This is a genomic window from Fibrobacter sp. UWH4, from assembly GCF_900142475.1.
In the GTDB taxonomy this organism is placed as follows: Bacteria; Fibrobacterota; Fibrobacteria; order Fibrobacterales; family Fibrobacteraceae; genus Fibrobacter.
Genome location: NZ_FRAY01000002.1, coordinates 218975 through 233736, shown reverse-complemented (window position 1 = coordinate 233736; position 14762 = coordinate 218975). Strand labels below are relative to the sequence as shown.

At 49.4% G+C, this 14762-nt stretch carries 13 protein-coding genes; 6 read left to right on the top strand and 7 right to left on the bottom strand.

Translation table 11 applies throughout. From position 1 onward, the window contains the following. Window positions 1-65: 65 nt before the first annotated feature. Window positions 66-1490 (top strand): MocR-like pyridoxine biosynthesis transcription factor PdxR, encoded by a 1425-nt coding sequence (locus BUA93_RS03815; RefSeq protein WP_072977593.1) that lies wholly within the window; start codon window positions 66-68, stop codon window positions 1488-1490. 15 nt (window positions 1491-1505) lie between these two features. Here BUA93_RS03815 and BUA93_RS03810 read toward each other — a convergent pair whose 3' ends face one another. Continuing rightward, window positions 1506-2108, bottom strand: coding sequence for a dimethylsulfonioproprionate lyase family protein (locus BUA93_RS03810; RefSeq protein WP_072977591.1), 603 nt, complete (start codon window positions 2106-2108; stop codon window positions 1506-1508). Between the two features lie 15 nt (window positions 2109-2123). After that, window positions 2124-3083, bottom strand: a complete 960-nt coding sequence (locus tag BUA93_RS03805) for a 50S ribosomal protein L11 methyltransferase (RefSeq protein WP_072977590.1) — start codon at window positions 3081-3083, stop codon at window positions 2124-2126. Window positions 3084-3327: 244 nt separating this feature from the next. Between BUA93_RS03805 and metK the strand changes: the two genes are divergently transcribed. Next, window positions 3328-4518 carry a methionine adenosyltransferase gene (gene metK, locus BUA93_RS03800; protein ID WP_072977588.1) on the top strand — a complete coding sequence of 397 codons (1191 nt, stop codon included), beginning with the start codon at window positions 3328-3330 and terminating at the stop codon, window positions 4516-4518. Between the two features lie 278 nt (window positions 4519-4796). Here metK and BUA93_RS03795 read toward each other — a convergent pair whose 3' ends face one another. The 5 genes from BUA93_RS03795 to BUA93_RS03775 form a co-directional block, all read right to left on the bottom strand. Next, window positions 4797-5825: an ABC transporter substrate-binding protein gene (locus BUA93_RS03795; protein WP_072977587.1), complete on the bottom strand. Its 1029-nt coding sequence runs from the start codon at window positions 5823-5825 to the stop codon at window positions 4797-4799. A 16-nt stretch (window positions 5826-5841) separates the two neighbouring features. Beyond that, window positions 5842-7185 carry an O-acetylhomoserine aminocarboxypropyltransferase/cysteine synthase family protein gene (locus BUA93_RS03790; RefSeq protein WP_072977585.1) on the bottom strand — a complete coding sequence of 448 codons (1344 nt, stop codon included), beginning with the start codon at window positions 7183-7185 and terminating at the stop codon, window positions 5842-5844. Between the two features lie 159 nt (window positions 7186-7344). Continuing rightward, entirely contained in the window at window positions 7345-8058 is a 714-nt protein-coding gene (locus BUA93_RS03785) for an ABC transporter ATP-binding protein (RefSeq protein ID WP_072977583.1), read from the bottom strand. Next, window positions 8055-9266 (bottom strand): ABC transporter permease, encoded by a 1212-nt coding sequence (locus tag BUA93_RS03780; RefSeq protein WP_072977582.1) that lies wholly within the window; start codon window positions 9264-9266, stop codon window positions 8055-8057. Before BUA93_RS03780 ends, BUA93_RS03785 begins: the two co-directional genes overlap by 4 nt. Continuing rightward, complete coding sequence (locus tag BUA93_RS03775) at window positions 9259-9663, bottom strand: DUF4418 family protein (protein ID WP_072977580.1); 405 nt, start codon at window positions 9661-9663, stop codon at window positions 9259-9261. Before BUA93_RS03775 ends, BUA93_RS03780 begins: the two co-directional genes overlap by 8 nt. 156 nt (window positions 9664-9819) lie before the next feature. On the opposite strand from BUA93_RS03775, the gene BUA93_RS03770 reads away from it, so the two are divergent. The 4 genes from BUA93_RS03770 to BUA93_RS03755 all read left to right on the top strand — a co-directional run bounded on the left by BUA93_RS03770 (window position 9820) and on the right by BUA93_RS03755 (window position 14650). Next, window positions 9820-10200, top strand: coding sequence for a M67 family metallopeptidase (locus BUA93_RS03770; protein WP_072977578.1), 381 nt, complete (start codon window positions 9820-9822; stop codon window positions 10198-10200). A gap of 251 nt (window positions 10201-10451) precedes the next feature. Then, window positions 10452-11825, top strand: a complete 1374-nt coding sequence (moeB, locus tag BUA93_RS03765; RefSeq protein WP_254793832.1) for a molybdopterin-synthase adenylyltransferase MoeB — start codon at window positions 10452-10454, stop codon at window positions 11823-11825. A gap of 127 nt (window positions 11826-11952) precedes the next feature. Continuing rightward, window positions 11953-12918, top strand: coding sequence for a family 2A encapsulin nanocompartment shell protein (locus tag BUA93_RS03760; RefSeq protein ID WP_072977574.1), 966 nt, complete (start codon window positions 11953-11955; stop codon window positions 12916-12918). After that, the gene (locus BUA93_RS03755) at window positions 12905-14650 is read left to right on the top strand and encodes a cysteine desulfurase (RefSeq protein WP_072977573.1); all 1746 of its coding nucleotides are present in this window, start codon (window positions 12905-12907) and stop codon (window positions 14648-14650) included. Before BUA93_RS03760 ends, BUA93_RS03755 begins: the two co-directional genes overlap by 14 nt. Window positions 14651-14762: the final 112 nt, after the last annotated feature.

Sequence of the window (14762 nt, the reverse complement as noted above, 5' to 3'; positions counted from 1 at the left end):
AGTTTTTTACTATTTTTATAAGGTCAGTTAAATATCAGATTAACAATATTAATAAGGTCAGTTTCATGTTCACTTACGATATGTCCAAAGCGGGAGCAAACAGCCTCTACCATTACCTTTACCAATGCATCAAAAAAGATATCGTAAGCGGAAACGTCCTTGCTGAAGAACAGCTCCCTTCCAAACGCAACCTCGCGCAGAATCTCGGCATTAGCGTTGTGACCGTTGAAAACGCTTACGCCCAGCTCCTCGCCGAAGGCTATATCTACTCGCTCCCTAAAAAAGGCTTCTTTGTTGTAGACATAAATGCCGCGGCTAATGCGCAAGTCCATCGGAACCGCAAGAAACCCCGCACGCGCAGAATCCACGCAGAACCATCCGATGAATCAGAACATATCAACCCGAAATATCTCGCCGATTTCGCAAGCAACGGTGCCGACATCGAGGCGTTTCCCTTTACCACTTGGGCAAAAATCACTCGCGAGGTCCTTTGCGAAAGGCAGAACGATTTGTTGCAAGTTTCTCCGGGAATGGGCTCACTGGAACTTCGCCGAGCCATCGCTCGTATGCTTCGCGAATTCAGAAATATCCAGGTGTCGCCCGAACAGATTGTCATTGGTGCCGGAACTGATTACCTTTATGGCTTGCTAGTACAATTGCTCGGATTTGACAAGTGCTATGGCGTAGAAGACCCTGGCTGGGGCAAAATTTCAAAACTGTATAGCCAATACGGCGTCAAGGTGTGTCATATTCCCATTGCGGCAGAAAGTTTCGTAGACTCCGTCAAGAAATCTGACGTCGATGTCGTGCATATTTCCCCAGCGCACCATTTTCCGACAGGGATGGTGATGCCCGTCGGCGAACGCTATCGCTTGCTCAGTTGGGCGGCAGAATCCCCAAATCGCTACATCGTCGAAGATGACTATGACAGCGAATTCCGCATGATCGGAAAACCCATCCCCGCATTACAGAACATTGATGTTACCGAAAAGGTGATTTACCTGAACACCTTTTCCAAGACGATGACTTCTGCGATTCGCCTCAGTTATATGGTGCTCCCGCCGCATCTTGCCGAGAAATTCCATGACAAACTTTCGTTCTATTCGTGTACGGTTTCGAATCTTGATCAGTATGTAATGGCCAGGTTCATTGATTTCGGTTACTACGAGACGCACATCAACCGCATGCGCAATCTGTACCGGGCCAAGCGCGATATGCTCCTGTCGGCTATCCGCAAGAGCAGGCTTTCGAATGTCGCCCGAATTTACGAAGAAGACGCTGGCCTCCACTTTATCTTGGAAGTGAACACGAAATGTTCCGATATAGAATTCTGCAACCGCGCCCGATTTCGCGGGGTAAACATCCGCGCCCTTTCGGAGTATTATTTTGAGGCGAAGCCGTCGCAGCACAAGTTTGTCGTGAACTACTCGTCGGTCGATAAAACGAACATGCAAAAAGCGGTGGAGATACTTGCGGGCCTGTGCAACTAAAAAGGATTATTTCAATCACACGTACTTTGAGAGAGTCTCGACATCTTCGCCGCTCCACGTGTAAAGCGCAAGCAACGGCTCGTCTTTTGTTTGCATGGAATGTACGTGGTTTGACGGGTGCAGAATAAATTCTCCGGGGCCGCGGACTTTTGAAACGCCGTCTAATGTCCAAACGGCAAGGCCCGAAAGCACCACATAAAGTTCCGTGGCGGGGTGATAATGCGCCGGGTATAAGGTATTCTTTCCGAGAAGCGTAAAACCGAAACAAAAATGATCGTCATGGTACGGCGCTTCGGGCCCGAGGATTTCTCCCCAGCCCATACGGTTTCCTAAATCGGGCATATCGGCGCGAGGCTCGTAATTATACTTCCACGGCAAAAAGGGGAGCGCGGGCTTTAACGCGTTTAACAAATTTGCAGTCTCTGAACATCCATGTTTTGCGGAGTCTTCAATCCAGCGAATCAGTGGAGAATCGCTTTTTTTGAAAGTTCCGCTGGGGGAGGGAATTTCGCGCTCAACAAATTTCGCAGCTTCGCGCCCGATGTCGTCATCGATTTGGGCGCGTTCATTCAGAAATCGCTTCGATTCTTCAATTAAACGGGCGATAAAATCTTGCATCAAAATACACTCGTTTTACTTAGCACTTGATTTCAATACGGCAACGGTGTGGCCGATAACTTCGCCCTTTCGGAATGCTTCGTAGGCTTCTGTAGCTGTAAGTTTTGACGACTCCAGCGACTTTTCGATTTCGAAAGCGTTCTTGCCGGATTCCTTCACCGAAATGCTGGCGAATGCTTTTTGCAAGTCTGCTGCACGGTAGAACCGGAACGGTCCGAGCCCCGCCTTTTCTTGCGCGGCATAGCCCGAAATCACGTCTTCGGGTTCCGCCTGCACCTTCCAGGAATAAGTAAAGATTTCAGAAGATAGGCCCGCCAATTCGCCGAGCTTGATAAACGCACTGAGCGGTACGCGTCCACCGAGTGTCGAATAGACCGCACCCTTGTCGGCCAGGTAATCGCGTGCCTGCTTGAGTGCCAGATAATGCAAATCCAGCATCTGTTCGTGCACAAATTCTGGAATCGCTTCTACACGTTTTTCTAGGTAATGGCCGCTGTTTCGTTTGTCTTCAATCTTGGTGTTGTCCGTCAGCGGAACATTGGGCAGATTCTCGTAAATCACGTCGTAACGGCGCTTGCCATTTTGAAGAGGTTGCAACAAGTCGCCTGCACCGAATTCCAATTCAACCGAATCTGCATTCTTCAAATTCTTCTTGATATTCTCGGCGGCGGCAGTTACTACGCTTTTTTGCAAGTCAGTAAAGCCTACGCGTTTTGCGCCCAAAAGTTCGATGCCCGTCAAGACATCGATACCGGAACCTGTACCGATCGAAGCGAATGCTTCTACATCGTGTCCTAGATTTTCACGGATCAGTTTGAATGCCGGAGCCGCAATGTAGGCGACCCAATCGCTAGTAATATCTTCGGTTTTTGGCAAGTAGGCGTGATCCGTTACTGCCACAGAAAGATAATCTTGAACGTGCTTCGGCGCACCATCTAAAGTCAGATACTTTTTAATGTCGACTAAAATACTCATTTATAGATAACCTCGCTTTTTTGAGTGCAAATATAGATGTTGCCTATTGCTGCGTCTAATACAAAATTCCTAGCGCTTGCTATCAATTTTTTATATAAGGAAAAATCGTGTTTTTCACTTGACAACATTTATGCGTTTATGTAGATTTATGCATAAGAAATTTAAACCACGTTTTTTCAGCGCTTGGGAATGCTCAAAAATGCGACGTTCTTTTCGGTGCTGTTAACAAAAGGAGCCTAACACAATGGCACATTATCTCTTTACTTCTGAATCGGTGTCCAAGGGACACCCCGACAAAGTTTGCGACCAGATCTCGGATGCAATTCTCGACGCCTGCCTCGCCCAAGACCCGAACAGCCGTGTGGCTTGCGAAACACTTGCCAACACCGGTCTGGTCGTTATCTCTGGCGAAATTACCACCAAGGCCGTAATTGACTACCAGCAGATTGCACGCAAGACTATTAAGAGCATCGGTTATGTGAACCCGGAACTTGCTTTTGATTACAAGGGCTGCTCCGTGCTCGTCGCCGTAGATAAGCAGTCTCCCGATATTGCTCAGGGTGTTGACGCCAAGGCTGCCGAAGGCAAGGAAGATGACAAGCAGGGCGCAGGCGATCAGGGCATGATGTTCGGTTATGCCGTGAACGAAACCAAGGAACTGATGCCGCTTCCGATTAGCTTGGCACACAAGCTCATGGAAGAAATCCAGAACCTCCGCGAATCCGGCAAAATCAAGTGGCTCCGTCCTGATGCAAAATCGCAGGTGACTGTCGAATACGACGAAAACGACAAGCCCGTGCGCGTCGATACCGTGGTGGTCAGCACCCAGCACGATAAATTCGTGAACGGCAAGGAACTCAAGCATTCTACAATCGAAAAGGAAATCGTCGAAAAACTCATCAAGAAGGTGATTCCGGCCAAGCTTTTGGACAAGAAGACTCGCTTCCTCATCAATCCGACGGGTAAATTCGTGATTGGTGGCCCGCATGGTGACTGCGGCCTGACGGGCCGTAAAATTATCGTCGACACCTACGGCGGCATGGGCCGTCACGGTGGTGGCGCTTTCAGCGGCAAGGACCCGAGTAAGGTGGACCGCAGTGCCGCTTACGCCGCTCGCTATGTGGCAAAGAATATCGTTGCCGCGGGCCTTGCAGATCGTTGCGAAGTGCAGCTTGCCTACGCTATCGGTTATTCCAAGCCGGTGTCTGTGTTGGTAAATACTTTCAAGACCGGCAAGATTGATGACCGCAAGATTGAAGAAATCGTAAAGAAAACTTTCGACCTTTCTCCGGCCGGCATCGTGAAGATGCTCGACCTGAAAAAGCCCGGCTATCAGGCAACTGCTGCGCTCGGCCATTTCGGCCGCACCGGTGCACGCTTCACTTGGGAAAAGACGGACAAGGCTGCAACTTTGAAGAAACTCGCCAAAGCATAAGCGAATTCTCTCTAGCAAAAAGATTAAGGCTCGTCAAACGACGAGCCTTTTTTTGTACACAGAATAAAAATGCCCTAGATTCTTCCACATAGTGGATAACTCCACTTTGCCACTAAAGTGTCTAGTGTCGTATATCGACTTCGGCGTTTCACGCCTTCGCTTAGAATGACACTTTCGCTTCGAATGATGTCCGCTCTATAAAAACACCCTCGGCAGCTAATGCTGCCGAGGGGTACCTGCGCGGAGAGTAATGCACAGGGATTTAGGAGTACAATTTATTACTGATGCCAGTCGACTTCACGATAGATTTTTTCGGTGAATTCGTCGGCGTTCAGCTGCAGGTATCCGACCTTATGCAGCAGGTCTGCAAAGTAGTGCAGATCAGCTTTCAGGTTGCGGCCGCTCTTTGCCTTTTGTTCAGGAGATTGGTATTCGTACGACTTGATGAGTGCGGTTGCGAATTCCTTGTCTTCGATGGCGGAGTGCTTGCCTGCCTGCATAAGTTCTACGGTTTCTTCCGGATGTTCGCTGATCCAGGTGTGAGCCTGTTCAAGAGCGCGGAGGAGAGCCTTGATCTTTTCCGGTTCCTTTTCCAGAAGGACTCCCGAAACATAATAGAAACAGCAATAGCGACCGGCAAAAACGGGGTCTGTTGCCAAATCCATCAGCACATCGGCGCGACCGTCAACTGCGGCAAGGCTTCCTAGCGGGTCCCAAAGTGATACCGCTTCGACCTGCCCGCGTTCCAAGGCCTCGAGCGCCAAGTTGCCATCGGCATAGGGCAAGAATTGAACATCGTTTATAGCAGAAACGCCGTTTGCTTCAAGCCAAAGTGTTGCGGCCTGGTGCGGAGTAGCACCAATAGCATTCACTGCTATCTTTTTGCCCTTCAAATCTAGCGCAGAGCGAATCGGCGAGCCCTTCTTAACAAGCAGATGAATGCATCCGACGTGGAATCCTTCGACCACCTTGATGTTCACTCCGTTCTCGACGGACTGGAAAAAGGCGAAGTCGGAGTTTGTAATCGGATAGGTTCCGTTGTTGAGCCCGATTTTGCGGGTTTCGGCATTCGCCGACACGAATTTTACATCGACGCCTTCTTTAGCAAAGAATCCTTTTTCTTTAGCGACAAAGAACGGCGCGATGCAAAGGGTTCCATCGGAAACGGGAATTTCGACGGTACCGAATTTGAAAGCAGATTCATTGGTAGCGGCAGCCTTCTCGGATTTTTCTTCTTCGCAAGCGGAGAATGCAAAACCCAAAGTGAAAATAGTTGCGAACGATAGTAATGTTTGGATGAATTTCATTTAAAATCTCCTATGATTAATGCTTTGTTGTACTTGCCTTAATTGCCTGTTCAAAATCGGCGATAATGTCGCGCGGGTCTTCGATGCCGACGGATACGCGAATCATGTCGTCAGGGATTCCTGCGGCAAGCCTGTCCTTCGGCGAAAGCTGGGAATGTGTACTTGTTGCCGGGTGCAGCACGCTTGTGCGAGCATCGCCCACATGCACCACCAAGGCAGCAACTTTCAAGGCCTTCACGAACGAGCGAATGGCAGCCTTGCCCCCCTTGAGGCCAAAGGTCAGCACGCCGCTTCCGCCCTGGTAATCGAAATACTTGCGAATGCGCTTGCTGTTCGGGCTAGATTTGAGCGCCGGATAGTTGACCCAGTTTACCGCCGGATGCTTGGAGAGGTATTCCGCCAAGGCCAAAGCGTTAGAACTGTGCTGCGGCATGCGCAAATGCAGAGTTTCAAGGCCCAAGTTCAAAAGGAATGCGTTGAACGGACTCTGGGCGGCCCCGAAATCGCGCAAAAACTGAGCGCGGGCCTTGACAATGTAGGCGGCGCGGCCGAACTTTTCAGTATAAGAAGTATTTGCGTACTGCGCATCGGGATTGACGAGATCCGGGAACTTTCCGTTATTCCAGTTGTAATTGCCGCCGTCAATCACGACACCGCCCAAGGCGATGGCATGACCATCAATGTACTTGGTTGCTGAATGAATGACGATGTTTGCGCCATGCTTTAAGGGCTTCACCAAGAACGGTGTCGCAAGGGTATTATCCACAAGGAACGGCACGTCAAATTCCTTGGCAAGCTTCGAGAACTTTTCAAAATCCAGAACGCCAAGCGCCGGGTTACCAATGGTTTCGCCGAAGACAAGCTTAGTGTTTGGGCGGAATGCCTTGCGAAGTTCTGCGATAGGGGCTTCCGGGTCAATGAAGGTGGTTTCGACGCCGAGCTTTGAAAGTCGAACATCAAGCAGTGTATAGGTCCCGCCATACACCGCCTTAGAGGCTACGATATGATCGCCTGCCTTGACCAAATTCGAAATAGCGAGCAATACGGCCGACTGTCCCGAAGCCGTTGCGACAGCGCCCACGCCGCCTTCCAACTCGGTAATTTTTGCTTCAAAAGCCGCTACCGTCGGGTTGCCCGTACGCGTATACTTATTGCCCGACTGCTTGAGGGCGAAAAGACGTTCTACTTCGTCAACATCTTCGTACTTGTAAGTGGTTGACTGGAAAATCGGCAGTACGCGGGGTTCGCCCACTTTCGGCTTCCAGCCCGCCTGTAAGCACTTGGTTCCAAAATTCCAGTTGGACGGATTCGAAACGTCTGCTGAAATTTTACTTGAATTTTTTGATGATTTATTTGGCATATGAATCACTCTCCTTATAAATTTTTCAATGCGAAAAATAGAAAGGGTTTCACACTTTTTCTAATACTTTGTTTTTATATGGATTTATCAGAAAATTTTATAGCGATAAGACAAAGCCCCCGACAGAGTCGGGAGCGGAATCTCTTAATGCTAGTTTATTTATAATCCGCCATAATCGGATTCTCCACTAGGAAGGAGTTTTCCCTTGAGCATTGTATAGATGCGGTCGCCGTATTTGAATCCGCGAGTATCGTGAGTTGCCACAATCACAGATGTTCCCGAATGCACGAGTTCTGCCAACAGGTCAAAAACCTTCTTGCCGTTGACTTCGTCAAGGTTGCTTGTCGGCTCGTCAGCTATTACGATATCAGGCTTGTTAACCATGGCACGCACGATTGAAGCTCGCTTGAGTTCACCTCCCGAAAGCTCCGCAGGCATTTCATTTGCAAGATGCGCAATGCCGAGGGTTTCCAGTTTCGAAAGAATATCGATATCCGTCAATTCCGAAATATCTCTTACTTCAATTTTCTTGCCGTCTCGAATCGCTCGCGGGAGAAAGATGTTTTCTAGTACTGTAAATTGCGGCAAAAATACTGCATCTTGCGGAATATAACCGATTTTATCGTTACGAATTGCAGAAAGTTCAGCATCTGTCAGATTTGCAAAGTCGATACCGTTAAAAATAATCGAACCTTGCGAGGGGCGATTGATTCCAGAAAGCAACGACAAAAGCGTACTTTTCCCGCTACCCGATTCGCCATAAATCACCGAAAAGTCGCCGGACCATGCGAAAAATTCAACATTATCGACTGCGTTAAATTCTTCACCGCGTCGCGTATAGGTCTTGTATAAATTGGAAACGTTTAAAATCAATGTTCAACCTCCCTCAAAGCGGCGTAAGCATCTATTTGACTCACCTTATTTGCAACACCGTAAACAGCAGCGGGCCCTACCGAATGCAAAAGTAAAATCACCGCCACGTAAACACCTGTAATTTCGGCTGATGCAGGAATAATAAATGGAACCCCGACATGTTCGCCAATCCAAATGCGGAATGTAAAAAAGGCAACACTTGCGAATAATAAGCCGATATATGTTCCGACAGCAGAAACAAGGAATGATTCTGCGAGCACTAATTTCTTTAAACGCTTACGCGTAAATCCGATAATGCGTAACAAAGCGTATTCGCGCCTGCGCTCCCGCGTCGAAAGTGAAAATGAAATTACAATCGCGGCCACTGCCACAATTAAGAAAAATGCGACAATCACCCATACCACAATCTGCAAGATTCTTGTTGATTTTTCAAGCCCAGAGAACATATCCTTACGGCTGCGAATCTGAACGCCATCAAATCGGGTATGAATTTCTCGCGACAGTCGTTCCAAATCGGCATTGGGAGCGAGTTTAATCAAAATACTCGAATAGGTAAGCAGTTCAGGATTTTCGTTCCGGAACAAGAACACTACGCCTTTCGCCTGCGCTGCCTCACGAATGCTTTCTAGGGTCGAAACATCTACAAATACGGCCTGGTCAAGCCTGTTGCCAATCGGCTCAAGTGTTGCCGCCACGGGATATTCTCGATCAAAGAACTTGACTGTTCCCTTTTCTTCTATGCGGATTTCACTTCCGACAACAATCGCTCCTCGAGGGAGTCTTTCCGTGAGAACTTCGCGAATCCAGGGCTGAATCACAAAATCAGACGCCGGATCGAAACCGATGACTGAAACTTTTTGATCGCAGCAGCTTGCGCTCAAGGTGGTCAAGTAGTACTGTGGGGTTGCAATTTCTACGCCGTCAAGCCCGCGAATGAATTCCAGCGAACCTTCGGGCAGGTAAGCGTACTTGGAATCGCCCTGCAAAAGAACCGATTGGTCATTTATTTCGGTCCCCTGCGGAATTACGATGACATCGGCTCCCAAACGAGACGACAATCGGTTCAGCCCCTTTGAAAGCGAAAATGAAAAAAGCCCGCCCACCAAAAGCGACGAGGCGAGCATTGCTATCAAAAGCGAAAGTCCGAAACTGCGGAACGGATTTCGCAAGTAATTTTCAATAATTAAATTTGCATCAGACTTATTCATTTCGCCTCCTTAATTTCAAGTAAATCAGATTAATAGCTGCAAATAATGCTATCACAACGCCCGTAATGGCGAGTACTGGGGCAGTTGTCGTATGGCACGCCATGTGGGCGTGCGGACAGGTTCCCACAATTACTGTTGGCACCAACGAAGTAAAAATGCCGATTGCAAGAGTTCCCACAGATAAAATGATGTGGATTTTTTTCTTGAGGAGCCCGACCGCAGCTACGGCGACAACAAGTAACACGAGACCCAAAATGGCGACAATTGTTGTCGATGTCCCACAACGCATCACTCCGCCGCCCATCGGGCGGCATACAGGCAGAATTACCTTGGTAAGGGCTATCAGCAAAATGCCAAAAATAAGGTTTGCAATAACAAATACTTTGTACTGTTTCATGGCGAACTCCGTTTTTTTTAATCGTACAATTTTTTCGAGCGCAAATATAGAAGAGGATTGTAGCTATGTCCAATACTTAATTTTTAGCATTCGTTATCACTTTTTTCTATAACTTTTGTTTAAGTCGACATTCTATATTTAATGCCGTTATTGCGTATGACAAATATCAATCTATGCGAAAAAATATCTGAGCAGATGGTCCTAGACGCTCAACAAGCCTATCCGTACGAATGCTGCGGGATTTTGATTGGCAAAATAGACGGCTCCATTACTGTCAGCGACATTCGCAAAGCGAACAACCTGGTTACAGGGGCGCAAAATCGTTGTCATTTTGAAATGGATCCTATGTTCCTTTATCAGGTGGAACGTGAAATCGAAAGGAGCGGTTTGGAAATTGTTGGTTTTTATCATTCGCACCCCGATTGTAAGGCAGTCCCTTCGGAACAGGATCTGCATTATATGATTCCTGGCCTCGTTTACGCCATTCTTTCTGTAACCAAAGATGGTGTTGCAGATATTCAATATTTTCAAAAATAGGACTTTACTATAAATTAATTCAATAGCGTTGCATAAAATTATTGTATTGGACATACAAATTATGCAGTTCTATATTTCTGCTTGTCAAAAGTCCCTTTCGGGGATTTTTTTGCGCAAAAAGGCGCTTTTAATTAACGGAGAGTAAAGTGAAAATATACATATCAGCAACATTAAGAAAGTTTCTTGGGGGAACACCCCAGGTTGAAATTCCCGCAAGTTGTATCAGGAAGGCGTTTGCCATTCTCTTAGATTTGCATCCCGAAGCACAAAATGTTTTTTACGACGATAATAAAAAACTCAGGGATTTCATACAGGTTTATGTCAATGGCAAAAAACAGGTAATCGACACACTCTGGGATACTGAACTCCCTGCCGATACAGAAATCCTGTTGTTGCCCGCCATCGCAGGCGGCGCACCTGTTGAAGGGGGACAAAACGCGACCGTCGAAAGCCTCGTTTCGGATGAACGACGCAAGAGTGTTTCTTTCGACGACAGCGAAGTGGAACGCTTCGGCAAGCATTTGATGCTTAAAGAAATTGGTGTGAAGGGGCAGAAGCGCATCAAGGCTGCAAAAGTTGTTGTCGCAGGAGCGGGCGCACTTGGTTCTGCGGTAATTCAGTACCTAGCCGCAGCCGGTGTCGGAACTATCAAGGTCATTGATTTTAACGAAGTATCGCTAGAAAATTTGCAAAGTCAGGTGCTTTACGGAACTCGCGATCTCAAGCGCCCGAAAGTTGCTTCTGCCAGGGATAAGGTGAAAAATATCAACAAGAATATCGAGTTTATTGCCGAAAAGGAGCAACTGGATTCGTCGAATATTCTTGAACAGATTGATGGTTACGATTTAGTGGTCGACTGCTCCGACAACTACAAAACCCGCTACTTGATTAACGACGTTTGTGCACTGCATGGCATTCCCGTCGTGTTCGGCGCAATCTACCAGTTCGAAGGCCAGGTGAGCATTTTCAATCTGGACGGTGGTCCGTGCTATCGTTGCCAATATCCGTCGCCTCCTCCGGCAGGGCTTATTCCCTCTTGCTCCGAAGGTGGTGCGATTAGCCCGCTCCCGGGTATTGTGGGAAGCATCCAGGCGAACGAGGCTCTCAAATTGATTCTTGGAATCGGCGAACATTTGAACGGAAAACTATTGCATGTCGACAGCCTGTATTTGACTTCGCGAATTTTGAAGGTGGAGCGCAACAGGAGTTGCCCTATTTGCGGGAACAGCCCGACGATTACCGATGTTGAGGAAATTGATTACGATGAATTATGTGGACTCAAGACCGAAAACGAAATTCCGGTGGAGGGCTTTACGCCCGAAGAACTGGCGAAGAAGATTGACAATGGCGACCCGCTGACCATTATCGATGTGCGCGAACCCCATGAACGGGCGATTTTACGCTTCCCCAACGCCATCGTGATTCCCATCGGGCAGCTGGCCCGCAGGCAAAAAGAACTGGATCCGAACAAGGATACGGTTTTTATCTGCAAACAGGGTAAACGTAGTGTTCTCGCCATCAATACCTTGCGTGAGGCAGGTTACACGGGACCGCTATACAACCTGAAGGGAGGTGTCGATGCGATGAAAGATATTATGTTCTCCCACGAGGGTGCCTGGCTATAAAATTTTTACGCGCAAAACCTATCAAATGGATAGGAAATCTTATAAAACTGCACTGGTTCCTATTGGCCTACGGTCTCCAGGACGACGAAGTGCAAGACTTAACACAAAACCCAAGAGGTAAATCACTATGGCAAATGAAACTACTGATAAAAAAGTCGGCATCAATGCACTTGGTGCAAAGGCCGCCTATAACCTTGCTAACGTCACTAAGACTAAGCCACAATACGGTGCCCTCACTCCGAAGTGGCTCACCAAGTTCCTTGAATTCAAGGGCCTGGAAACTGGCCTGTTCCGCGTGAACAAGGTCGTAGAAGGCGAAACCCCTCTCGATGTTCTTTGCAGCCAGACCAAGAAGACGGATATTATCCCGGAAGGCTACGTTGAATACGAAACCGAACCGCGCGAATACAAGTTGAGCTCCATCTCCACGATTATCAACGTGAACACGGCGATTGAAGATGTTTACAGCTCTCCATATGACCAGGTTCAGGAACAGCTCGGTCTCGCTATCGAATCGCTCCGCGAACGTCAGGAAAGCCAGCTCATTAACAACGACGATTACGGTCTGTTGAAGAACATCGCCGATTCCCAGCGCATTCAGCCGCGTCGCGATGATGGCCGCCCCACACCGGATGATCTCGATGAACTCATTTCGAAGGTTTGGAAGGAACCGTCTTTCTTCCTCGCTCACCCGCGTGCCATTGCCGCATTCGAACGCGAATGTACCCGCCGCGGTGTGCCGCCTGTTGTCGTGGACATTGCCGGTGGCAAGTTCCTCACCTGGCGCGGAATTCCTCTGGTCCCGACCGACAAGCTCCTCGTGGACGGCGTGAAGAATCCGAAGTCCCAGGGTGGCAAGACTAACATCCTGCTTGTGCGTACTGGCGAAGCCAAGCGCGGCGTGATTGGACTTTTCCAGGCGGGTCTCAAGAACGAACATTCTCGCGGTCTCTCCGTGCGTTTCCGCGGCATCGACAACAAGGGCGTCGCTTCTTACCTGCTTTCCCTGTACTGCTCTGCGGCTATCCTTGCCGACGACGCCATTGCTGTTCTCGAAGACGTAGAGGTTGGCGAATACTATGATTACGAATAATCCAGATACCAGATCGCTGGAAGAGCTCGCCGGAGTTCCCAATGCGGCTGAACTGGAGCAGTTGGCAAATGAGTACTTTCCCGACTTGACGGACAGTGCCTATGCTGCAACTCCCGCGGCACCCGAAGTGCAGAATGCTTCTGCGGCTCAGGGAGTGAGCGCCGCCCAAGGAGCGGCTGCCATCAGCCAGACTCCCGCATTCGACTGGGAACATCCGTTTGCGACCTATGGCGACCAGCCGACTTCTTCGGCTCCGTTTGCCTATGGTGGCAATTCCGCCGATACCTGGCTCAATTCCGTGGAAGCCCCTGCGGTTCCCGAAGCAGAATTTGTGTCGCAGTTCGGTGATGTTCCAGCAGCGCCCGCACCGGCACAGGGTTACTCCCCGAAGGTCGTGTCCAAAACGCAGGCTGCACAGAACGCTCGTCCGATAGACGCTCCGACATCTCTCGGCGGCGATTCCGTGAACAAGGCCGGCAACGCAAACAGCGGCTCCAATTCCCGCAACGAATCCATCCGCATTGGTTCCAAGACACTTGCACAGATTCGCGCCGATTTCCCGATTCTTTCGAAACAGGTAAACGGGCATCCGCTCGTTTGGCTCGATAACGGTGCTACGACGCAGCGCCCGCAAGTGGTGATTGATCGCCTCAAGTACTACTACGAAAACGAGAACTCCAACGTGCACCGTGGTGCCCATACACTCGCGGCCATATCGACGGATGCCTACGAAAACGCCCGTAACATCGTGCGCGACTTTATCGGGGCTCCGTCTTCGCAGGAAATCGTTTTTGTGCGCGGTACCACCGAAGCAATCAACTTGGTGGCTAACGCCTACGTGAAACCGACGCTCCAGCCGGGCGACGAAATCATCGTCTCCATTTTGGAACACCACGCCAACATTGTGCCGTGGCAGCTCATCGCCGAAGAAACAGGCGCTATCATCAAGGTGATTCCCTGCGATTCTACCGGCCAGCTCAAGTTGCACGATTACGAGGCTCTGTTCACGAAGCGCACCAAGTTCGTCTCAGTGACGCATGTCTCGAACGTGCTCGGTACGGTCACCCCGATTGAAGAACTCATCGCCATCGCCCACAGGCACGGCGTGAGAATCCTCATTGACGGTGCGCAGTCCATCGCGCACATTCCGGTGAACGTTTCCGCCCTCGACGCAGACTTCTTCGTGTTCTCTGGACACAAGGTGTTTGCCCCGACCGGTATCGGTGTCGTTTACGGCAAGAAGGAATTGCTGGAAGCGGCCCGCCCGTACCACGGCGGCGGCAACATGATTGCCGACGTGACCTTCGAACGCACCATCTACAACGGAATCCCGAACAAGTTCGAGGCAGGAACCGGAAGCATCGCTGACGCCGTTGGCTTGGGTGCTGCACTCCAGTATCTCTCCGAAATCGGGATGCCCTGCGTATTCCGCTGGGAACATGAACTGTTGCAGTATGGCCTCAAGGAACTGAAGACCGTCAAGGGTCTGCACCTTGTAGGCACGGCACTCAACAAGGCATCTGCTCTCGCCTTCAAGCTCGACGGTTATTCCGACGAAGAAGTGGGCAAGAGGCTTGACGCCTACGGTGTTGCCGTGCGTACAGGTCACCACTGCGCACAGCCGGTGCTCAGGCATTTCGGTTACGAAACAACCGTTCGCCCGACGCTTGCGCTATACAACTCTCCGGACGACATCGACGCTCTCGTGAGGGCGCTGAAGACGTTTGCATAATAAAGTGGTTAGTGATTAGTAAACAGTGGTTAGGATATTGCAATTAGCATACTGCGGCGAAGCCGCCCTAACCACCAACCACTAACCACTAATCACTATTTCTTTTTCATAC